Genomic DNA, 21,041 nt, shown 5'->3' with positions numbered 1-21,041 from the left:
GCATCAATCCCGCCGGGTTTTGCTAAGAATACGCGCCCATCCACCCGGAGCCAGAAAGAAAGACAAACCAAACCCGGTGGCAAAACCGCCCAGATCGGCGACCCAATCCGAGGTCCCACCGAAGATCAGACCGAACAGCAACTGAATGCCCATAAGAACCGCGATCAGGCTGAATGCGCGCGATTGGTTTTCACCCACCAGAGAAAGCTTGCGCCATAGCAGCCAAGTGAACGCACCGATTAGCCCATAAACCGGAGGAAACCCGCCAACCAGTGGATATGGCGGGTTCAACAGCACCGCATAGGCCAACGCTCCGCCGACACCGGACAAGACGAATATGATCAGCATGGCGACACTGCCAAAGACCTCGGCAACCATCTTACCCATCGCCAGCACAAACACGCAGACAAACACTGCTTGCGTGAAATTGGCCTGAACAAAGGGATAGGTGACAAAGCGGATCACATGTTCGAACGGCCAGCGTCCGTTCTGAATCATCCAATCAAAAATATCGGGCGAAAACGTATATTGCTGCAGCGCGTCTAGCCGCCAACCAACTGCAGTCGGGCCACCGACCAACCCTCGGCTGCCCAGCATGAAGACCAGTTCAATCCCGATGATGAACAGAACCAGCGCCACCACGACCGGCGGCAGAGGGTTCACGGGCGGTGTATAATGCTCACTGCTCATTGGGCTGGCCTTTCGCGGCTGTTGACGTCCCTTGGCCTCATGGGTAAGCGACGGGGGCTGATTTTTCCAGACAGGAGTTTCCTTCGATGACCGAGACCCAATTCACGCCGCGCGTGTTTTCCGGCATCCAGCCTTCAGGAAACCTGCACTTGGGTAATTACCTGGGTGCACTCAAACGTTTCGTGGATATGCAGGGACCGGAATACGAGACCGTCTACTGCATGGTCGACCTCCACGCGATTACTGTCTGGCAAGATCCGGATCGTCTGCGTGAAAAGACCCGCGAAGTTTGCGCGGGGTTCATTGCCGCTGGTCTGGATCCCGAGAAATCCATCCTGTTCAATCAAAGCCAGGTGCCCGAGCATACTCAGCTGGCATGGATCTTCAACTGCATCGCCCGTATCGGCTGGATGCAGCGAATGACACAGTTCAAGGACAAGGCCGGTAGGAATGCGCAGAACGCCTCTTTGGGTCTGTTCGCCTATCCTGCCCTGATGGCGGCAGACATTCTGGTCTATCACGCGACCCATGTGCCTGTTGGTGAAGACCAGAAGCAACATCTGGAACTGACGCGCGACATCGCAATCAAGTTCAACCATGACTATGGCGTCGATTTCTTTCCGGTGACCGAACCGGTCATCGGTGGGCCTGCGCCCCGTGTGATGAACCTGCGTGACGGGTCCCGGAAGATGTCGTCGTCAGACCCGTCTGATATGACGCGGATCAACATGACCGATGATGCCGATGCCATCGCCAAGAAGATCCGTAAAGCCAAGACCGATCCGGACGCTTTGCCGTCGGAGGTCGATGGCCTTGAAGACCGTCCCGAGGCGCGCAATCTGGTGAATATCTATGCCGCGCTTAGCGACCAGACGGCCGCACAAGTGCTGGCTGAGGTTGGCGGGAAGCAATTCGGTGAATTCAAGCCAATGTTGGCAGAACTTGCGGTCTCGAAACTCACACCCATTTCAACCGAAATGGCGCGCCTGATGGGCGAAGAGGCCGAGATTGATCAGATTCTCGCCCGAGGTGCTGAACGGGCACGTGCAATCGCGGCCCCGATTCTGCAGCAGACCTACGAGATTGTAGGGATGGTCGGCGCGGGCAAGTCCTGACCACGCGATCGCAATCCAAAAAAGAACGCCGCCCTTTCTCGGGCGGCGTTTTTCGTTCCGTCGGCTCTTATGCCGCCTGCAGGCTCAGCATCTCGTGCACGATGGATTCCGCAACTTCGTGCGGGCTGACCGCTTCGGCTTTGGCCCGTGTCAGGATGCGATCCATCGTCTGCTCCAGCGCCTGCAACCTACCGGCGACCCAAGCTTCACGCTCTGCGACACGGAGGATTTCCGTCGCCACATTCACGATACCACCGCCATTGGCGACGAAGTCAGGGGCGTAAAGAATGCCACGCTCGTGGAGCAACTGCGCGTCCCGATCGCTGGACAACTGATTATTTGCCCCTCCGGCCACAGCGCCGACTTTCAGTAATGGAATACTCGTTTCGTTCAGGATGCCGCCGATCGCACAAGGCGCAAAGATATCCGCTTCAACGCCGTAGATCGCATCGGGTGCAACGACCCGTGCCGCAAACCGTTCGGCCACGCGGGCCGCTTGCCGGGTGTCGATGTCAGTTACGATTAACTGCGCACCAGAATCGTGCAACAACTGGCACAAATGCTCGCCTACATGGCCAAGACCCTGAACCGATACCGTCAGGCCTTTAAGGCCAGAAAGCCTGAACCGGTGCTGCGCTGTCACCCGGATAGCATTGAATATCCCGCGCGCCGTTATCGGAGACGGATCACCGCTGGCGAACTCACCTTCCGCCAGCCCAGCCACAAATTCGGTTTCAGACCCGATATGCGCCATATCTGCAGGCGTCATACCCATATCTTCTGCCGTCCAGTACAGACCGTTCAAACCTTGAATCACGCGCCCAAAGGCCTGCAAAAGTTCAGGTGATTTATCCTCATGAGGATCCCCGATAATGACAGCCTTGCCTCCCCCGAGCGGCAGATCTGCCGCGGCGTTCTTGAACGTCATGCCCCTCGCCAGTCGCAAAGCATCGTCCAGGGCCTCGGCTGGGTGGCCATAAGGACGCATGCGCACACCGCCCGCAGCGGGGCCACGTTGCGTTGAGTGGATCGCGATGTAGCCCAATAGACCAAGTGAGTTATCTTTGAATTCGACCACGCGCTCGTGCTCTGGCGCGTCTACGATGGTGATGTCCATTCTTCTCCTCCGGAATGCTTCCGAGAGTTTGCCACCTATCGTCGAGTGATTTTCACCCTTTTGTCACTATATCAGGGAAATTTTTGGTGCTAACCTCTAAAATTGGAAACTTTTGTGGAATTTTTCGCCATGGATGATATCGATTCCAAGATAATCCGCGCCCTTCAAAACGATGGCCGTATGACTGTCATCGATTTGGCGGAGCATGTCGGGCTGTCCCCGACACCCTGCGCACGGCGTTTGGATCGGCTGCAACGGGACGGGATTATCACCGGCTACGCCGCACAGGTCGACCCCGAGCGGCTTGGATTCGGCGTTACAATCTTTGTGTCTGTCGAGTTGGAGAAACAGGATCGCAACGCCATCGATTCCTTCGAAAAGGCCATTCGCCGCTGTGATGAGGTGATGGATTGCTACCTCATGACCGGATCACGCGACATTCTGCTGCGCGTGGTTGCCAAAGACCTCAATGCGTTTGATGCATTTCTGGAAAACCGGCTTATGAAAATTTCGGGCATTCGAAACCTACGATCAAACTTCGCTTTGCGCACCATGGTCAAACGCGAAGCGCTGCCTCAGCACCACGGATAATCTGCTGGACCTTGCGTCAGCCCCAACCTAGGTTTCCCCGAAGCTTGAGGGAGGGCGCAATGGCAGTCGGCAAAAACATCCGCACCTATTTCAACGGCCAATGGCATGACGGGGACGCACCGATCATGCGCGCTGCTGACCATGGCGCATGGCTGGGCTCATCGGTGTTTGACGGTGCCCGGTACTTTGATGGAATGACCCCGGATCTGGATGCCCATTGTGCCCGCGTGAACCGTTCAGCCGAGGCGCTGATGCTGACACCTTCTGTAACAACCGAACAGATGGTCGATCTGGTTCACGAAGGGTTACAGAGTTACGCACCTGACACCGCCGTTTACATTCGCCCCATGTATTGGGGCATCGACGGGGATCACACCGCCATCGTCCCTCAGGAAAACAGCACTGGCTTTGCCATCTGTCTTGAAGAAATCCCAATGGCACCCAAAACCGCCTCGGCGACGCTGACAACCACTCGGTTCCGCCGCCCTGTTCTGGAATCCGCTGTGGTCAACGCAAAGGCAGGGTGCCTGTATCCGAACAATGCCCGGATGTTGCAGGAGGCACGCAGCAAGGGCTTTTCAAACGCCCTTGTGGCCGACGCGATGGGGCATGTGGCCGAGACTGCGACCGCAAATATCTTCATGGCGCGCGATGGTGAGGTTTTTACTCCAATCCCCAATGGGACATTCTTGGCCGGGATTACACGCGCGCGGCATATTAAAAACCTGCGCGCCGACGGGGTAACCGTGCATGAAACCGTGCTGACTTTCGATGACTTTCACGACGCGGACGAAGTGTTCATGAGCGGTAACATGAGCAAAGTGACGCCAATCACCGCGCTGGATGACACCCAGTATCAGGTGGGCCCAATCGCCCGTCGCACACGCGAGATGTACTGGGATTGGGCTGCAAGCAATTGCTGATCTGCTCCTTTTCTGTTTCAGTTGCCACTGCTTACCCTGTGAGGCATGATCCCGAAAACAAACGAGGACAAACATGCGCAAGTTCCTAGTCGTTCTGGACGACAGCCGTGAATGCCTGAACGCCATGCGCTTTGCCGCTATGCGTGCGGCACATACTGGCGGCGGGGTTACGGTTCTTTCGGTAATTCCACCGGACGAATTCAACCACTGGATCGGTGTTGCCGAGGTGATGCGCGAAGAAGCGCGTGAACGTATTCACGCCCATTTCGAGGTGTTCGCCAAATGGATGCGCGACAAACAGGGTGTCGAGCCCGAATTGGCAATCCGTGAAGGCGATCCGGTGGCCGAAATCATTGAACATGTCCAATCCGATCCCGAGATCGGCGTATTGGTTCTGGGTGCAGGTACTGACAAAAAAGGCCCCGGACCGTTGGTGACACAACTGACCCGGAACTCTGGAAGTTTGCCCATTCCTATTACTATCGTGCCCGGCGATCTGAGCAAAGAGAAGCTGGAAGCCATCACCTGAGGTGAATTTATGTCCGCGAAGCTGCAGTTCTGGTTCGACTTCGCATCGACCTATTCTTATCTCAGCGCGATGCGTATCCAGCAGGCGGCTTCGGAATATGGAGTTGCCATAGAATGGCACCCATTCCTTCTGGGGCCGATCTTTGCTGAACAGGGATGGAACAACTCGCCGTTCAACCTCTACCCGGCAAAAGGTCGGTACATGTGGCGAGACATGGAACGGCTTTGCGCCGCGCGCGATTTACCATTTCGGCGTCCCGAGCCATTTCCGCAAAACAGCTTGAAAGCAGCAAGGCTAGCGCTGGCGATCGAACCAGCTGATCAACGGGCAGCCTTTGTACGCACTGTCTATTCTGCGCAGTTTGGTTCCGGTCGTGATATATCGAATCCGGCGGTTCTGGTTGAGTGCCTTACCAAATCTGGCGTTTCGACTGATCTGATGGATCGGATAAGCGACCCCGCGATCAAGGCTGCCTTGTTCGAGCAAGTTACTCAGGCCAAGGCTAAACACATCTTTGGTGCGCCGAGTTTCGTTATTGGGGACGAGCTATTCTGGGGTGATGATCGTCTGGATGATGCGATTTCTTACTCCGCCGCAATTTAGAACGGTTCCAAATCTTGACTTCCCCCGCACGGACGCGCATATCAAGTGCATCTTAGACGGAGCCGCGCCATGTTCATTCAAACCGAATCCACACCCAACCCGGCCACACTAAAATTCCTACCCGGCCAGACGGTTCTGGAAGCAGGCACCGCTGATTTTCCAAGCGTCGACGCTGCAGAAAAATCTCCGCTCGCCAAACGCATATTCGGTGTAAACGGCGTAACAGGCGTGTTCTTCGGCAACGATTTTGTCACGGTAACCAAATCTGATGACGTGCAGTGGGATCACATCAAGCCCGCAATTCTCGGCGCTGTGATGGAGCATTACCAGTCCGGCCAACCGGTTATGGGCGCAGGCGCAGAGACCGCCTCGGGCCACGCTGAACACACCGGCGAAGATGCAGAGATTGTCAACCAGATCAAAGATCTGCTGGATAGCCGCGTGCGTCCTGCTGTGGCTCAGGACGGCGGTGACATCACCTTCCACGGCTTCGACCGCGGCGTTGTTTATCTGCACATGCAGGGAGCCTGCGCGGGCTGTCCGTCCTCGACCCTAACGCTGAAAATGGGGATCGAGAACCTGTTGCGTCACTATATCCCCGAAGTGACCGAGGTTCGCCCTGTTGCCGTCTGAACCGACGATTTTGGCATTCGATACATCGGCCGCGCATTGCGCGGCCGCTTTGCTGCGAGAGGGCAAGATTATCGCATCGCACGCCGAGGCGATGACTCGTGGGCAGGCGGAACGGTTGATGCCCTTGCTTGAAGAAATCCTGACCCGGAACAATTGCACATGGCGGCACCTTGATGCGATCGCCGTCGGAATCGGCCCCGGGAATTTCACCGGCATCCGAATCTCGGTATCCGCAGCGCGCGGGTTGGCGCTTGGGCTTGGTGTGCCGGCGGTTGGGGTGTCGGGGTTTGATGCAGTTGCGGAAATTGCGCCCGACGGGCATCTCCCGGCGATAGCTGCACCGCGCGATCAGGTTTATGTGCAGCCTAAGGGGCGCGCGCCTTACCTGACCTTACGTCATGCCGCTGACGATATTGGTCCCTTGTATTTCTGCGAGGACCCAGAACAGCAGGCCCGTGCGATCGCCCAGGTGGCTGCTGGTCGTTGGACGACAGTTCAAGCGCCACCTGCTCCGCTTTATGTCCGCCCTGCAGATGCGGCTCCCTCCAGCGATGTACCACCGGTGCTTTTGGACGAATGACACCACAGGACATGGCAGAAACCCACGCCGCAGCCTTCACACAGTCACGCCCGTGGAGCGCTGAAGAATTCAGCAATCTGATCGCCAATCGCTTTACCCATGTAGTTGGTGACAAACGGTCTTTCGCTCTCATTCAAGTGATCGGCGAAGAGGCCGAGCTGCTCACGATCGCGACACGTCCAGACTATCAAAGACGCGGGCTGGCGCGGCGCATCATGGCAGACTGGCACGCCAAGGCACGAGAACTCGGTGCAATCCGTGCATTTCTGGACGTTGCCTCAGATAACCATTCGGCGATCTCTCTGTACCAAACCTGCGGATACACGCCATGCGGCAATCGCGCAGCCTATTATCATCGCAAAAGTGGCCCAAACGCCGATGCGATCGTCATGGAACGCCCCCTGAGCGAAAAATATTCGCTTTTTTAGACCATATGGTCAAAAATGTGTTGACCGAAGCTGTTGCAAACAGCTTCAATTCCCGCCATCACAACAGGTATGCTCGCTCTGAGTGGGTACCGGGCGATTAAGCCCCGGACCGATAACAGCCAACGGGAGTAACAAATGACATTTATGAAATCCTTGATGGGCGCAGCCGCTGCGGTTGCACTAACAGCAGGTGCTGCTATGGCAGAACCGGCCCTTATCTTTGATCTGGGTGGCAAGTTCGACAAATCGTTCAACGAAGCCGCGCATAATGGCGCTCAGCGTTGGGCGGAACAGACCGGCAAAAGCTATCGCGAGATCGAGCTTCAGTCGGAAGCGCAGCGCGAACAAGCGCTTCGCCGCTTTGCCGAAGCGGGCGCAAACCCGATTATCACAATGGGCTTCGCCATGGCCGATCCATTGGCTGCAGTGGCAGGTGACTATCCGGATACCAAATTCGTTGCGGTCGACGTGACCTGGCTGGAAGCCCCGAACATTCGCCAGATCGGATTTGCCGAACATGAAGGATCATACCTGGTCGGCATGATGGCGGCGATGGCGTCCCAATCCGGCACAGTGGGCTTTATCGGTGGTATGGATATCCCTCTGATCCGTCACTTTGGTTGTGGTTATGCACAAGGCGCGAAGTCCGTAAACCCGGACATCAACGTTGTTGCCAATATGACAGGCACCACCCCTGCAGCATGGAACGACCCGGTGAAGGGCTCGGAGTTGACGAAAGCACAGATCAGCCAGGGTGCTGACGTGATTTACGCCGCTGCGGGCGGTACCGGTGTTGGCGTTCTGCAAACCGCAGCCGACGAAGGCATCCTGTCAATCGGTGTCGATAGCAACCAGAACCACCTGCACCCGGGCAAGGTCCTGACCTCGATGCTTAAGCGTGTGGACGTTGCTGTATATGACGCCATGAAAGCTGGCGAAGACGTCCAGACCGGTGTTTACACCATGGGTCTTGCACAAGATGGCGTTGGCGTTGCGATGGATGAAAACAACGCGGAACTGGTGAGCGAAGAAATGAGCTCGGCCATTGAAAGTGCCCGTCGCGACATCATCGATGGCAACGTAAGCGTTGTCAGCTACTACGAGAACGACAGCTGCCCTGCACTGCAGTTCTGATGTAACTGGGGGCGGGGGCCATGGCCTCCGCCCTGCACCACTCTGCCGCATGCGGCCCTTTCGGCAACCCAAGGACAAGATATGACCGTCCCCGCCATTGAACTCAAAGGGATTTCCAAAGCCTTTGGGCCGGTTCAGGCTAATAAAGATATTTCCATCAGCGTCGCCCGCGGAGCGATCCACGGGATCATCGGTGAAAACGGAGCGGGCAAATCCACGCTGATGAGCATCCTCTACGGATTTTACAAAGCCGACAAAGGCGAAATCTGGATCAACGGCACCAAGACCGACATCCCTGACAGCCAGGCGGCGATCGCCTCGGGCATCGGGATGGTGTTTCAGCATTTCAAACTGGTCGAGAATTTCACCGTCCTGGAAAACATCGTTCTGGGTGCGGAAGACGGTAGGCTGTTGGCTCCGTCGCTGGCGAAAGCCCGGAAAGAGCTGAAAGACCTAGAGGAAGAATACGAACTGTTCGTCGACCCTGACAAACGCATCGATGAGATCGGTGTGGGCATGCAGCAGCGGGTTGAGATTCTCAAGGCGCTCTACCGCAAGGCCGAAATTCTGATTCTGGACGAACCCACGGGCGTTCTTACCCCTGCCGAGGCGGACCAGCTGTTTCGCATTCTCGACCGGCTGCGGTCCGAGGGTAAAACAATCATCGTGATCACGCACAAGCTGCGCGAAATCATGGAGAACACTGATACGGTTTCGGTTATGCGCCGTGGTGAGATGACCGCCACCGTCAAAACAGCTGACACCAATCCGCAGGCACTGGCCGAATTGATGGTTGGCCGCAAGGTCTTGCTACAGGTTGATAAGGTGCCTGCACAGCCGGGCAAACCGGTTCTGGAAATCGAAAACCTCAGTGTCACCGATTCGGCCGGTGTCAAGCGTGTCAAAGGCATCGACCTAACCGTTCGCGCGGGTGAGATCGTTGGCATCGCGGGCGTTGCTGGCAACGGGCAGTCCGAACTGCTTGAAGTTTTGGGCGGTATGCGACCCGGGGTAGGCTCGATCAAACTGAACGGCGAACCTCTGGCGTTGCACGGCCCCGGATCGGACGGGCAAGCGCGGCGCGCCCGACATATCGCTCATGTTCCCGAGGATCGACAGCGCGAAGGTCTGATCATGGATTTTCACGCGTGGGAGAACGTGGCGTTCGGCTACCACCGCGACCCTGCTTACAAACGCGGGCTGTTCATGGACAACGCTGCCCTGCGTGCCGACACCGAAGCCAAGATCGAGAAGTTCGATGTGCGCCCGCCCAATGGCTGGCTGACGGCAAAAAGCTTCTCGGGCGGCAATCAACAGAAAATCGTCGTTGCACGAGAAATCGAGCGCAATCCCGATCTGCTGCTGGTGGGCCAGCCCACACGCGGCGTGGATATCGGTGCCATCGAGTTCATTCATAAACAGATCGTCGCCTTGAGGGATCAGGGCAAAGCAATCTTGCTGGTCTCGGTCGAGCTGGAAGAGATCTTCTCACTCTCGGACCGGATCGCGGTCATGTTTGACGGACATATCATGGGCGAGCGTCTGCCCGCCGAGACGGATGAAAAAGAACTAGGCCTGCTGATGGCCGGTGTTGCAGGAGAGGCCGCCTGAACCATGGAAAAAATGCCCAAATGGGCCGATGTTGTACTGATCCCGCTAATCAGTCTGCTTCTAGCCACAATCCTTTCGGCAATCGTGATCCTGGCCATCGGGGAAGATCCGCTTGAGGCGGTAAATCTGATGGTCACTGGGGCCCTAGGGTCAACCTACGGCTGGGGCTATACACTTTATTATGCAACGAACTTCATCTTCACCGGACTCGCGGTTGCAGTTGCCTTTCACGCGCGCTTGTTCAATATCGGCGGCGAGGGTCAGGCCATGCTGGGCGGACTGGGCGTTGCCATCGTCTGCCTATCGGTTCCTTGGCCGCATTGGACAATAGCTTTGCTGGCCGCCTGTGCTGCTTCGATGATCTTCGGTGCAGCCTGGGCCGCGATCCCGGCCTATCTGCAGGCGAAGCGGGGCAGCCATATCGTGATCACCACGATCATGTTCAATTTCATCGCTGCCGCTTTCCTGAATTACATGCTGGTCAACGTCATGCGCCCGCAAGGGTCGCAAGACCCAGCAACGGCTCGTTTCCCCGAGGCAGTGCATCTCCCGACTTTCCAGTCGATGTTCTCGAGCGCCGAAAACATCGTTTTCCGAGGTGCGCCTGCCAACATCTCGTTCTTCGTCGCAATCCTTGCGTGTTTTGTTGTCTGGGCGCTGATCTGGCGAACTCGGTTGGGCTATGAAATCCGCGCCTACGGCCATTCGGAAACCGGTGCCGTCTACGCCGGTATCTCGCCTGTACGCATCACGATTATTGCCATGCTGATCTCGGGCGCTCTGGCGGGCCTGATGGCAGTCAACAACGTGATGGGCGAAGCCGAGCGGTTGGTGCTGAACGCAACCGAAGGCGCGGGTTTCATTGGAATTGCCGTGGCACTGATGGGTCGGTCGCATCCATTCGGGGTATTTCTAGCCGCTATTCTGTTTGGGTTTCTGTATCAGGGCGGGGCCGAACTGGCGCTTTGGACATCGATTCCGCGCGAACTGATCGTGGTCATCCAAGCGCTGGTCATTCTGTTTACCGGAGCACTGGACAACATGGTGCGCATGCCGCTTGAAAAGCTGTTCATGGCGCTTCGGAAGGGGTCGGCCTGATGGATTTCTTCCTGACACTCATCCAGGTTCTGGATTCGACCATCCGACTGGCTACGCCTTTGCTGCTTGCCTGTCTGGCTGGTCTATACTCCGAGCGCGCGGGCATCTTCGACATCGGCCTTGAAGGCAAGATGCTGATGTCAGCATTCTTCTCGGCGGCCGTCGCCGCCGTAACCGGTTCGGTGTGGCTGGGATTGCTGGCCGGGATCGCGGCATCTTTAGTCCTTTCGGCGCTACACGGGTTTGCGTCGATCACGTTCCGGGGCAATCAGCTGATCTCGGGGGTTGCGATCAACTTTCTCGCCTCAGGTATGACCGTTCTTGTCGCCCAAAGCTGGTTCAAGCAGGGTGGTCGTACGCCATCATTGTTCGGTGAAGGGCGGTTTGAATCTGCAGAATTCCCTTATGCGATCGGACCAGCTGACGCCGAACTGACAGGCCGTCCGGTTTCCGAGCTGATGTCTGAAACCAATCCCCTGCATATGGCCTATTCCGAGCTTCTGTCTGGCCATTCCATTCTGGTCTATTTGGCTTTCCTTATGGTGCCACTGACCTGGTGGATTCTGTTCCGCACCCGGTTCGGGCTGCGTCTGCGCGCGGTCGGAGAGAATCCTGCGGCGGTGGATACTGCTGGAGTTTCGGTTGTAGGTCTCCGCTACGCAGCGGTTGCGATTTGCGGCGTACTTTGCGGCATCGCAGGTGCCTACCTGGCCACCGCGCTGCAAGCAGGCTTTGTGAAAGAGATGACTGCTGGGCGCGGATTTATCGCACTGGCTGCTCTGATCTTTGCAAAATGGCGTCCGTGGCACGCGATGTGGGCATGCCTGTTGTTCGGGCTGTTGCAGGCCATTGCCTTGCGGTTCCAGAACATCGATTTGGGCGGGGTCGTGATCCCGGTGCAGGTCATGGACGCCCTGCCCTATATCCTGACCGTGGTGATTCTTGCCGGGTTCGTCGGCAAGGCCATACCGCCACGTGCAGGCGGCGAACCATATGTAAAGGAACGCTGATAGAGCCAGTTCAGGACTGCCCCTCAGTCCTGTTTGCTGCAAAGCGGCATACAGAGTTGATTTTGTATGCCGCAACCGCTCTAAGGGGGTATGGACGTGTCCCGCATCAGTTCCGCAGCCATGCTATCGACTATTTTCAGGTTGAGCCACGGAAACAACTAGATGGCCCCACCTGGCACGCGCGCTTCGTCTGTTGAGATTTATGTTACAAATGGCTTTGCCACACCGCGTGGTACGGCCTCTCCTGTCTAGAAGAAGCCATGCAGATTTACCTCCCGATTGCCGAAGTATCCGTAAACGCGTTTCTACTGTTTGGACTGGGTGGAATGGTGGGCATTCTGTCTGGAATGTTTGGCGTTGGCGGTGGGTTTTTGATGACTCCACTGCTGTTCTTCATCGGCATTCCGCCTGCGGTTGCGGTCGCAACCGAGGCAAACCAGATTGTTGCTTCATCATTTTCTGGGGTGCTGGCGCATTTCAGGCGCCGAACCGTGGACCTTAAAATGGGCACAGTCCTTTTGGTCGGAGGGCTGACAGGCGCTGCGTTGGGTGTTGTTGTCTTCAACTATCTCAAGAGCCTCGGACAGGTCGATCTGCTGGTCAAACTTTGCTATGTCGTATTTCTGGGCATCATTGGCAGTCTGATGTTTGTCGAAAGCCTGAACGCGATTAGAAAAACGCGGAAAGGCGGCACGCCGCCTCCGAAACGACGCCAGCGCGGTTGGGTGCACGCCATGCCGTTCAAGATGCGGTTTCGGACGTCGGGCCTGTACATCTCAGTCATTCCACCGCTTGTCGTAGGCCTGTTTGTCGGTGTCCTGTCTGCTATCATGGGTGTCGGCGGCGGGTTTATCATGGTGCCCGCGATGATCTATCTATTGGGCATGCCGACAAAGGTTGTTGTCGGAACTTCGCTGTTTCAGATCATCTTTGTAACCGCCTTCACCACGATGCTGCACGCCACCACCAACTATACCGTTGATGTCGTGTTGGCGGTTCTTCTGCTCGTCGGTGGCGTAGTTGGTGCCCAAATCGGAACAGTCATCGGCGCCCGAATGCCGGCTGAACAACTGCGCGTTTTGTTGGCGGCTCTTGTACTTGTCGTCTGCGGCAAGCTGGCGCTTGATCTTCTGCTTCAACCCGCCGAGTTGTATTCGCTTGGCGATGCGGGAGGGCACTAAGATGCTGCGTGTGATTGCTCTTCTTTGTCTGATCTGTCTGCCAGCCTACGCAGCCGAAGAACAGGTTGTTCTGGGCCTAAGTCAGGATCGCGTCTCGATTACCGCCAATTTTGACGGGTCCGAAATATTGGTTTTCGGCGCGGTAAAGCGCGAAGCCCCAATCCCGGACGGTCCACCGCTTGAGGTCATCGTATCGGTGGTCGGCCCATCCGAACCTGTCACCGTACGCCGCAAAGAGAAACGGTTCGGTATCTGGGTGAACACCGACAGCCTTGTTGTTGATCTGGCACCAAGCTTCTACGCCGTTGCCACCAGCGCCCCGTTTTCCGAGGTTCTGACTCAAACCGAAGACCTACGCTATAAGGTTTCGATCGAGCGTGCCATCCGGTCGGTCGGTGCGGACATGAGCATTCAGGGCGCACAGGATTTTTCCGAGGCGGTCATCCGCATCCGCGAAGATGAAGGGCTGTACTCGATCCGGGAAAACACAGTGGCTGTGGACGAACAGACGTTGTTCCGCACATCAATCGACATGCCGTCGGACCTGACCGAAGGCGACTACAGCGCCCGAATCTTCCTGACGCGAGACGGAAAGGTGGTCTCAACCTTTGAAACCTCGATCGGAGTACGCAAAGTCGGGCTTGAGCGTTTCTTGTACGCGATGTCGCGTGAACAACCCATTTGGTACGGGCTTATGTCACTGGCCATCGCGATTGCCGCCGGTTGGGGCGCTTCGACAGCCTTCCGCCTGCTGCGCGAGAACTGATCGTCACCCGCGACCGATATAGGGCATGGTCGTGGCCATAACGGTCATGAACTGCACATTCGCCTCAAGCGGCAGTTCGGCCATATGCAGTACCGAGCGGGCGGCATCCCCGACATCCATGGTGGGATCAGGGTCGCGGCCTTCGGCAAGCGCCTCATCGACCAACCCTTGCACCATCGGGGTGCGCGCATTTCCGATGTCGATCTGACCACAGGCAATTCCAAAACTCCGCCCGTCCAGAGACAGGCTGCGCGTCAGACCGGTAATCGCGTGTTTCGTCGCAGAATAATGCACCGAGTTCGGGCGCGGCACATGAGCAGCGATTGAACCGTTGTTTATGATACGCCCCCCCTGCGGCGCCTGAGCCCGCATCGCAGCAAATGCAGCCCGTGCACACAGGAACATGCCGTTCAGGTTCACATTGACCGAGCTGTACCAATCCTCAAGCGCGATCTCGTCGATGGTGCCACTAGGGGCAAAAATCCCGGCATTGTTGAACAGCACGTCCAGTCGCCTGGTCTGTCGGGTGAATGCAGTAAAGGCGTTTGCAACGGCATCAGGGTCAGTCACATCGGCAACCAGCGGGATCGCCGAGGCGTTATGCTGTGCCATAGCATGAAGTTTGTCAGCGCTGCGGGCCAGAAGCCCGACAGTCCATCCTTCTGACAGAAACAGCTCGGCGGTGGCGCGGCCTATGCCCGAGCTTGCACCGGTCACGATGATCGTCTTCATGTCTCTTCCGCCTCCAATGTCAGGGATGGTGCCGCAACCGCACGCAGGTCATCCACACGCAGCGGGTGGGTCGGTTTCGACAAGCGGTTCCGCACTACCCAGATTAGCCTCTCCTGTGCGCGGGTTATGGCGACATAAGCTAGGCGCTTCCACAACGGTTGCCCGGCCTCAGTACGGCCCATGCGGGCGGCTGCGTAGATGTCTGGCGCAAAGACCTGAACCGTGTCCCATTGCGACCCTTGCGCCTTATGGATCGTCACAGCGGCACCATGCAGGAACGTTGCCCCCATACGGGCAGCATAGGGAATGAACGGCTCCTCCTCATCGGGCTTTTCAATCTGCACGATCGACGCCGCCGAGACCTGAGGGTCTTCGGCCCCCATCACATGCAACCGCGAAAAACCCGGCTTGCGACCAGGGCCAAGATAGATGACCTGCGCGCCTTTAATCAGCCCGCGCGCCTCAAGGTCCAGCCGCTTTTTGCGGTGCTTCAACGGCAGCTCAATGCCGTCACAAATCAACGGTTCCCCTTCCAGTAGTTCAGTTTCCGGCGCGCCATGTACGGTGCGGAACGCCTGAATCAGCCGGATTCGGGTCGCATTGCGCCAGACAAGAACCGGGCTGCGCGCCATCAGATCAACTTCTACCCGCTGTCCCCAGACAACGCGGTCATCCTTTCGGGCAGTGTCCTCGATCAGACGTTCGAAATCCTCAAACCCCATGGCCGGATCGGATAGAGCATGGGCGAGGTCTAGGATCGGGTTATCCGCAGTTTGCCGATGCACGCGATGCAGGATTTGCTTGCGCGGCTCTGGCAACCCGTCAAACACCATCGAGCCCGATTGGTTGACCGGCGCCAACTGCGCCGGATCACCAAATAGCAACAATGTTGGGAAGATTTCCTTTAGATCCTCGAATTGTCGGTCGTCTAGCATCGAGGCTTCATCCACAAAACCGATATCCAGCGGCTCTTCCCGACGTTTCCAGCCGGTGATGAAATCCGAACCGCGCAACCCAGCAGCGGCCAGCGCACCAGGGATGGATTTGTTGTTGGCATAGAACGCGGCTGCGCGGTCCAGCGCTTCGTCTGTCAGCCCTTCGATCTCGGGCCGTTCGTCATTGCCCGCGAGCCATTCGGCGATCCGCTCGTATTCAGGGTCGTAAACAGGCGTATAAAGGATGCGATGGATCGTCGTCGCGGGCACCCCACGCAGCCGCAATACGCTGGCGGCCTTGTTCGTCGGCGCGAGGATCGCAAGGCTGCGCTTGTCGCGGGATTTGCGGCTTTCAAAATCGCCCGAGATCAGGTTGACCCCCGTCTCGGCCAAAGCTTTGTAAAGCTCTGCCAGCAACAGGGTTTTGCCCGATCCAGCCTTGCCAATAACGGCCATAACACCAGACTTTCCGCTGCCGGGCAGTTTCAGCAGAGCGTCGTCTTCAAGGTCTACTCCGGCACCTCGCAACATCTCGGCAATGTTGTCAAAAGCGGCAGCCTGATCTTCGGAAAATGTGACTTGGGGCAAGGACATGGCGCGACCCTACAGGGACGCGCCGCGCGCTGCCAGATGCCGATTGGTTTTTCCGTATGCTTATGCCGACAAAGCGAACCGGTGCTGTGCGCCATGGCCAAATGCTGTCTTGAACCACAGGCGCGACAACTCTCGCGGGATGCCTGCGCGGGCTGCTACACGGTTGCAATCATCCGCTGAATAAGGCCACAGGCCGACCGAGATCTGATCGCGCCCTTTCCCTTCGGTGCCCAAAACCACCGGAGACGATCCGATCATACGGTAGATCCGGATCATGCGGGCATCAAAAACGCCCGCTATGTGGGTCAGGCCAAACCCTTCCATCACCTCACCGCCGCTCAGCATGATGGCCCCGGCGGTATGAGCGCTGGCGTTGCGCGAGAGGCAAAAGCGAGTGACCTCCCAGATTAGTGGGCTTCGGATCGGACTGCCCCCGGTGAGATGTCCGAATATGTCGTTCACCATGACCGGACCGGTCGTCGGTAGGATCCGCATGGACCCGCCATGGCTGCCATCTGCCTCTTCCCAAATCACATAGAGCGGGTTCAGGTCATCGTACTGATCCCGCTCTTCCCCCTTTTCATTAACCTTAACATCCCAGCCAAGGCGGGTTTTGAACTGATCCGCGCGATCCCTGAACATCCCCCTGGCCAATTCCGGAAAGTTATGCAGCTCATCGGCATACAAATAACGCAACATGACGTGTTCCCCTTGTCGTCCATAGTTGGAACAAAGGGGGTACGAACACGTGGTTAATTTAAGGTGAGACCACCGTACGGTCGTTAAACGACTATTAATCCTCTACTGAGTGCAGTGGCGATTGCATGAGTCGTATTTTGCGCACCGAGTTTTGAGCGTGCGCTTTCGATATAGGCCCTGAGCGTATGCTCAGAAATGGAAAGCGAGTGCGCCACCTGCGCTCGGCTATACCCCAGCGCCAGCAATGTCATTGCATCGATTTCGCGGGGCGAGAGCCCCCGCATGTTGTCCGGCTGCCGTTCTTTTGCAAATTCCAGCGCTTTTCGATTGAGGAAATGCGCCACCAATATGAGATCGCGGCCATACGTTTCGACAAATGCCTGCCATGCGATGTCATCGCAGCTGTTGTTGACCGTAAACAGCGCGAATTGCCCGCCTGGCCCCCGCAGCGGGATCGAATAGCCCTGATTGCCGACGCCATGTTCCTGCGCGTCCTGCAGGAAGGCCTTTACTGCTTTGCCCGACCAGTTCAACTGTTTCCAGTCCACAGCGTGAAATCGCTGAAAACAACCCAGAATAACCGGATCAATACGATGATAATTCCTGTCTCGATACCGTTCATCCCAGGCATCCGAATAAGTCGTGAACCCGTATTGATCCCCGGCCCCATCAACCCAGTGATATGTCATGTGGTCAATTTGCAGCTTGTCCCGCAACTGGACTGCTACGCTGGTCAGCTCGTCAAGCGTGCTGGTGCTTTCCAAATCCCCTAGGATCTGGCTCAAATCGAATTTTCTTCCCATTCGCGGGCGCGCAAGCCTCATCCTTTGAGGACGCAATCTCGGCCGCGGCGATCAGTCTTGTGTCGTCAAGCTGCTCGGCCAGCGCGCTCAACCCATTCGCCACTGCAAAGGCGTTGAGGTCCGACAGAACGTCCAAAATCCACTCATTTTGCGCCATCAGGGTGTCCCCGAAATAGTTAACGAAGGGTTAACACAACCATAACATGTGCAGACTAATTCGGCCTACTCGCTGCTTTCTACTCCCCAGAAATAGCGGGGTGCGATTTCTTAAAGCATTGAAAATGCATAATCATCGATAGAAACGATGAACACCCGCAAGGCGTGTTTGCGCCCTGCGGGTGTTGCAGCTGCTGTTTGCCTGAGACCGTTAGTCGCGGGCAGCCAATACTTCTTCAAGGGTGCGCATGCCTGTATGCGGAGCCTGAACCAGCACCGACATGTTGCCCGGCTTGTGTTCGTTGCGCATCATCTTCATGTGCGCCTCAGGCAGATCCTGCCAAGTGAACACTTCGGACATGCACGGATCCAAGCGACGCTCGACCATAAGCTGGTTTGCAGCCGATGCCTGTTTGAGGTGCGCAAAATGCGAGCCCTGCAAGCGTTTCTGGTGCATCCACATGTAACGCACGTCGAAGGTCAGGTTGTAGCCAGTGGTCCCGGCGCAGATCACAACCATACCTCCCTTTTTTACGACAAAAGTAGACACCGGGAATGTGCTTTCGCCGGGGTGCTCGAACACCATGTCGACGTTCACACCTTTTCCGGTAATATCCCAGATGGCCTTGCCAAACTTGCGGGCTTCTTTGAACCATTCAGCATATTCCGGAGTATTCACCGTGGGCAGCTGGCCCCAGCAGTTGAAATCCTTGCGGTTGATGACGCCTTTGGCGCCAAGGTCCATCACAAACTCACGCTTGCTTTCATCCGATATCACACCGATCGCATTGGCGCCCGCAGTGTTGATCAACTGTATCGCGTAAGAGCCCAGACCGCCCGATGCGCCCCAAACCAGGACGTTCTGGCCCGGCTTTAGATCGTGCGGTTCGTGCCCAAAAAGCATCCGATAGGCTGTTGCCAAGGTCAGCGTGTAGCAGGCGCTTTCTTCCCAGGTCAGGTGCTTGGGACGCGGCATCAGCTGCTGTGCCTGAACATTTGTAAACTGCGCGAACGAGCCATCAGGTGTCTCATATCCCCAGATGCGCTGGCTGGGCGAATACATCGGATCACCACCGTTGCAGTGTTCGTCATCGCCATCGTCCTGGTTGCAGTGAATCACGACTTCATCGCCGACTTTCCAGCGCTTCACTTTGTCACCAACCGCCCAGACGATGCCCGACGCATCTGAACCTGCGATGTGAAAGGGTTGGCCGTGGCCATCAAACGGGCTGATCGGCTTGCCAAGCGATGCCCAGACGCCGTTGTAGTTCACACCCGCCGCCATAACGAGAACCAGCACTTCGTGGCTGTCCAGCTTCGGGACATCAACGACTTCCAACTGCATCGCTGTGTCTGGCTCACCGTGGCGCTCTTTCCGGATGGCCCAGGCATACATTTGCTTGGGAACATACCCCATCGGGGGGATTTCACCCATCTCGTAGAGGTCCTTTTCCGGCGCCTCATACGACGCGATACCGCTGTCGACATCCAAAGCCATGCTGGCCTCCTTTTTCCAACTGTTGCCGCGCCGCAGAATCGCGGCTTTCCAAAGACGAAATATTAGCCCCTGAGTAATATTGCAACCGTTTTTGGTATCTATTTTGTAATTTTATGACCCAGCAGTTGCAGAAATACTTTCTGCGCTTGCATCATTCTCAGCCCGAACAACGGGTTCTGATGCTGCCGCGTAATAAGCAAGCAGCTCTGATCGCTCGCCTGATGGGCGCAACACTCCAGCCTCGCGACGCAGAATCCGTCGCTCGACCAACTGATTGATGGCATCGTCAACAGCCTCTCCATCATCCTGGGCAACCGCGTCGCCGCCCAACGTCAGCAAACGCGCCTTCAAGTCCTGCTCTGACATCTCACCTTCTTCCTGAACTAGCCGACACGCAGCAGGCACTGGAACAAAGGGAATTGCGGCGCCGATCCTGCGCATCAACTCGCGGGCCAGATCGGTCGTTAGGTCCCGTTCGTGCGCGACTCGAAATTCCTTCAGAGAAATCGGTGTCGCATACCGCACCGAGGCAATCCCGAATCTCTTGTAGCGCCCGACTAGCCTGCGCCAGATCTGCTTGAGCGACCAACGGGTGATAACCCCGATCCGCGCGCGGAAGCGGCGTTCACTATCCTTCGCTGCTGCCGTCAATACGGTATCTTCAAGCACCCGATCATAGTTCAAAGCAACCGGAACAAACACCACATCCCGCCCCTGCGGTTCGACTCCGTCAAGGATATACTTCAACAATCCCAGCTTGGGGCGCCCCAGTTTGCCAGTCAGACTCAGCCCGCCCTCAGGGAACATGGCCTGCGTCACGCCCGCTTCGGTCGCGTGTCTTACATAGCTTGCAAGGACCTGTCGATATAGGTCGCTACCCGACTTGCGGCGAATGAAATAGGCCCCCATCGCGCGAATCAATCGACTTAGAGGCCAGACACGGGCCCATTCGCCCACAGCATAGGATAAGGTCGAATGGTCTGCCGCCAGATAGGTGACCAGCACGTAATCCATATTGCTGCGGTGGTTCATGACATAAACGACCGTCGCATCGGGATCGATATTGTCCAGCGCGGCTTTGTCCTCGTAACCCAACTGCACCTTGTAAAAGGCGTTGCTCAGCATGCGGGCAAAACGGATCGCGATGCTGAAATACGCCACTGTCGAGAATGAGGGCGCAATCTCGCGCGCATAACGCCGTGCCAATTCTGAGGCAACAGCGTCAGGCACACCTTCTTCTTTGGCATGCTGCTGCACCGCCCGGCTTACTTGCGGGTCATAGATAAGCCGTTGAATCATGTCATGCCGCCCCGCCAACTTGAACGGTTGGATCGGGCGCTGAAGGCGCTTGTTCAACCGTGCGACGGCGCGCTCAAGGCGGCGGCGGAAAAACCAGCGCACCGACGGAAACAAAAAATGCGAGGCAAATGTGACCGCGGCAAACAGCACGATCAGCACAAACAGCCAAAGCGGGATTTCCACAGTCTGCATCATTCGGGCACAGTGCCATCAAACGCGACCACCCACAATCTGCAGAAACCGTCGATGCCGCAACGCAGCGAATTGACATGTACTGAAAATTACTATTTACCACCATAGAACGTAATTTTGTTAC

Annotated in this window: 23 protein-coding genes; 14 read left to right on the top strand and 9 right to left on the bottom strand. The window is 56.8% G+C overall.

The window, feature by feature from the left end; translation table 11 throughout:
* Positions 1–3 precede the first annotated feature (3 nt).
* The gene (locus ACR0DK_RS15575) at positions 4–690 is read right to left on the bottom strand and encodes a rhomboid family intramembrane serine protease (RefSeq protein WP_170691154.1); all 687 of its coding nucleotides are present in this window, start codon (positions 688–690) and stop codon (positions 4–6) included.
* Positions 691–776: 86 nt separating this feature from the next.
* On the opposite strand from ACR0DK_RS15575, the gene trpS reads away from it, so the two are divergent.
* Positions 777–1,805 carry a tryptophan--tRNA ligase gene (trpS, locus tag ACR0DK_RS15570; RefSeq protein WP_480736959.1) on the top strand — a complete coding sequence of 343 codons (1,029 nt, stop codon included), beginning with the start codon at positions 777–779 and terminating at the stop codon, positions 1,803–1,805.
* Positions 1,806–1,872: 67 nt separating this feature from the next.
* Here the strand turns inward: trpS and ACR0DK_RS15565 are convergent, their stop codons facing one another.
* Entirely contained in the window at positions 1,873–2,922 is a 1,050-nt protein-coding gene (locus ACR0DK_RS15565) for a Glu/Leu/Phe/Val dehydrogenase dimerization domain-containing protein (protein WP_170395855.1), read from the bottom strand.
* Between the two features lie 129 nt (positions 2,923–3,051).
* Between ACR0DK_RS15565 and ACR0DK_RS15560 the strand changes: the two genes are divergently transcribed.
* From ACR0DK_RS15560 to ACR0DK_RS15500, 13 genes are all read left to right on the top strand, one after another.
* Entirely contained in the window at positions 3,052–3,513 is a 462-nt protein-coding gene (locus tag ACR0DK_RS15560) for an Lrp/AsnC family transcriptional regulator (RefSeq protein WP_170395853.1), read from the top strand.
* A 59-nt stretch (positions 3,514–3,572) separates the two neighbouring features.
* A complete protein-coding gene (locus ACR0DK_RS15555) occupies positions 3,573–4,436 on the top strand; it encodes a branched-chain amino acid aminotransferase (RefSeq protein ID WP_480736957.1) in 864 nt (287 codons plus the stop codon).
* 73 nt (positions 4,437–4,509) lie between these two features.
* Positions 4,510–4,965, top strand: a complete 456-nt coding sequence (locus ACR0DK_RS15550) for a universal stress protein (RefSeq protein WP_074736907.1) — start codon at positions 4,510–4,512, stop codon at positions 4,963–4,965.
* A gap of 9 nt (positions 4,966–4,974) precedes the next feature.
* Positions 4,975–5,568 (top strand): 2-hydroxychromene-2-carboxylate isomerase, encoded by a 594-nt coding sequence (locus ACR0DK_RS15545; RefSeq protein ID WP_223117553.1) that lies wholly within the window; start codon positions 4,975–4,977, stop codon positions 5,566–5,568.
* Positions 5,569–5,637: 69 nt separating this feature from the next.
* Entirely contained in the window at positions 5,638–6,201 is a 564-nt protein-coding gene (locus ACR0DK_RS15540) for a NifU family protein (RefSeq protein ID WP_170733587.1), read from the top strand.
* Positions 6,191–6,781, top strand: a complete 591-nt coding sequence (gene tsaB, locus ACR0DK_RS15535; RefSeq protein ID WP_170423745.1) for a tRNA (adenosine(37)-N6)-threonylcarbamoyltransferase complex dimerization subunit type 1 TsaB — start codon at positions 6,191–6,193, stop codon at positions 6,779–6,781. The genes ACR0DK_RS15540 and tsaB overlap by 11 nt, the downstream gene beginning before the upstream one ends.
* Positions 6,782–6,792: 11 nt before the next feature.
* The gene (locus tag ACR0DK_RS15530; RefSeq protein ID WP_255612006.1) at positions 6,793–7,209 is read left to right on the top strand and encodes a GNAT family N-acetyltransferase; all 417 of its coding nucleotides are present in this window, start codon (positions 6,793–6,795) and stop codon (positions 7,207–7,209) included.
* Positions 7,210–7,344: 135 nt separating this feature from the next.
* Positions 7,345–8,343 carry a BMP family lipoprotein gene (locus tag ACR0DK_RS15525; RefSeq protein WP_170395841.1) on the top strand — a complete coding sequence of 333 codons (999 nt, stop codon included), beginning with the start codon at positions 7,345–7,347 and terminating at the stop codon, positions 8,341–8,343.
* Positions 8,344–8,424: 81 nt separating this feature from the next.
* Entirely contained in the window at positions 8,425–9,954 is a 1,530-nt protein-coding gene (locus tag ACR0DK_RS15520) for an ABC transporter ATP-binding protein (protein ID WP_480736952.1), read from the top strand.
* A gap of 3 nt (positions 9,955–9,957) precedes the next feature.
* The gene (locus ACR0DK_RS15515; RefSeq protein WP_170513031.1) at positions 9,958–11,052 is read left to right on the top strand and encodes an ABC transporter permease; all 1,095 of its coding nucleotides are present in this window, start codon (positions 9,958–9,960) and stop codon (positions 11,050–11,052) included.
* The gene (locus ACR0DK_RS15510; protein ID WP_480736950.1) at positions 11,052–12,062 is read left to right on the top strand and encodes an ABC transporter permease; all 1,011 of its coding nucleotides are present in this window, start codon (positions 11,052–11,054) and stop codon (positions 12,060–12,062) included. The genes ACR0DK_RS15515 and ACR0DK_RS15510 overlap by 1 nt, the downstream gene beginning before the upstream one ends.
* A gap of 260 nt (positions 12,063–12,322) precedes the next feature.
* A complete protein-coding gene (locus ACR0DK_RS15505) occupies positions 12,323–13,243 on the top strand; it encodes a sulfite exporter TauE/SafE family protein (protein WP_170395834.1) in 921 nt (306 codons plus the stop codon).
* A 1-nt stretch (position 13,244) separates the two neighbouring features.
* The gene (locus tag ACR0DK_RS15500) at positions 13,245–14,009 is read left to right on the top strand and encodes a TIGR02186 family protein (protein WP_170597281.1); all 765 of its coding nucleotides are present in this window, start codon (positions 13,245–13,247) and stop codon (positions 14,007–14,009) included.
* 3 nt (positions 14,010–14,012) lie between these two features.
* On the opposite strand, the gene ACR0DK_RS15495 is transcribed toward ACR0DK_RS15500, so the two are convergent.
* The 7 genes from ACR0DK_RS15495 to ACR0DK_RS15465 all read right to left on the bottom strand — a co-directional run bounded on the left by ACR0DK_RS15495 (position 14,013) and on the right by ACR0DK_RS15465 (position 20,920).
* Positions 14,013–14,741, bottom strand: a complete 729-nt coding sequence (locus tag ACR0DK_RS15495) for an SDR family oxidoreductase (RefSeq protein WP_480736946.1) — start codon at positions 14,739–14,741, stop codon at positions 14,013–14,015.
* Positions 14,738–16,270, bottom strand: coding sequence for an AAA family ATPase (locus tag ACR0DK_RS15490; protein ID WP_170513040.1), 1,533 nt, complete (start codon positions 16,268–16,270; stop codon positions 14,738–14,740). Before ACR0DK_RS15490 ends, ACR0DK_RS15495 begins: the two co-directional genes overlap by 4 nt.
* Before the next feature lie 60 nt (positions 16,271–16,330).
* Positions 16,331–16,969, bottom strand: coding sequence for an acyl-homoserine-lactone synthase (locus ACR0DK_RS15485; protein WP_170423735.1), 639 nt, complete (start codon positions 16,967–16,969; stop codon positions 16,331–16,333).
* An 83-nt stretch (positions 16,970–17,052) separates the two neighbouring features.
* Positions 17,053–17,772, bottom strand: a complete 720-nt coding sequence (locus ACR0DK_RS15480) for a helix-turn-helix transcriptional regulator (protein ID WP_170395826.1) — start codon at positions 17,770–17,772, stop codon at positions 17,053–17,055.
* A complete protein-coding gene (locus ACR0DK_RS15475; RefSeq protein ID WP_152610760.1) occupies positions 17,711–17,929 on the bottom strand; it encodes a hypothetical protein in 219 nt (72 codons plus the stop codon). The genes ACR0DK_RS15480 and ACR0DK_RS15475 overlap by 62 nt, the downstream gene beginning before the upstream one ends.
* A gap of 210 nt (positions 17,930–18,139) precedes the next feature.
* A complete protein-coding gene (gene ccrA / locus ACR0DK_RS15470) occupies positions 18,140–19,426 on the bottom strand; it encodes a crotonyl-CoA carboxylase/reductase (protein ID WP_170395824.1) in 1,287 nt (428 codons plus the stop codon).
* Positions 19,427–19,537: 111 nt separating this feature from the next.
* A complete protein-coding gene (locus ACR0DK_RS15465) occupies positions 19,538–20,920 on the bottom strand; it encodes a 1-acyl-sn-glycerol-3-phosphate acyltransferase (RefSeq protein WP_223117550.1) in 1,383 nt (460 codons plus the stop codon).
* Positions 20,921–21,041 lie beyond the last annotated feature (121 nt).

Source organism: Ruegeria sp. CE6 (assembly GCF_056537485.1).
Note: the sequence above shows the minus strand (reverse complement) of the source record. Positions and strands in the feature narration are given on the sequence as shown.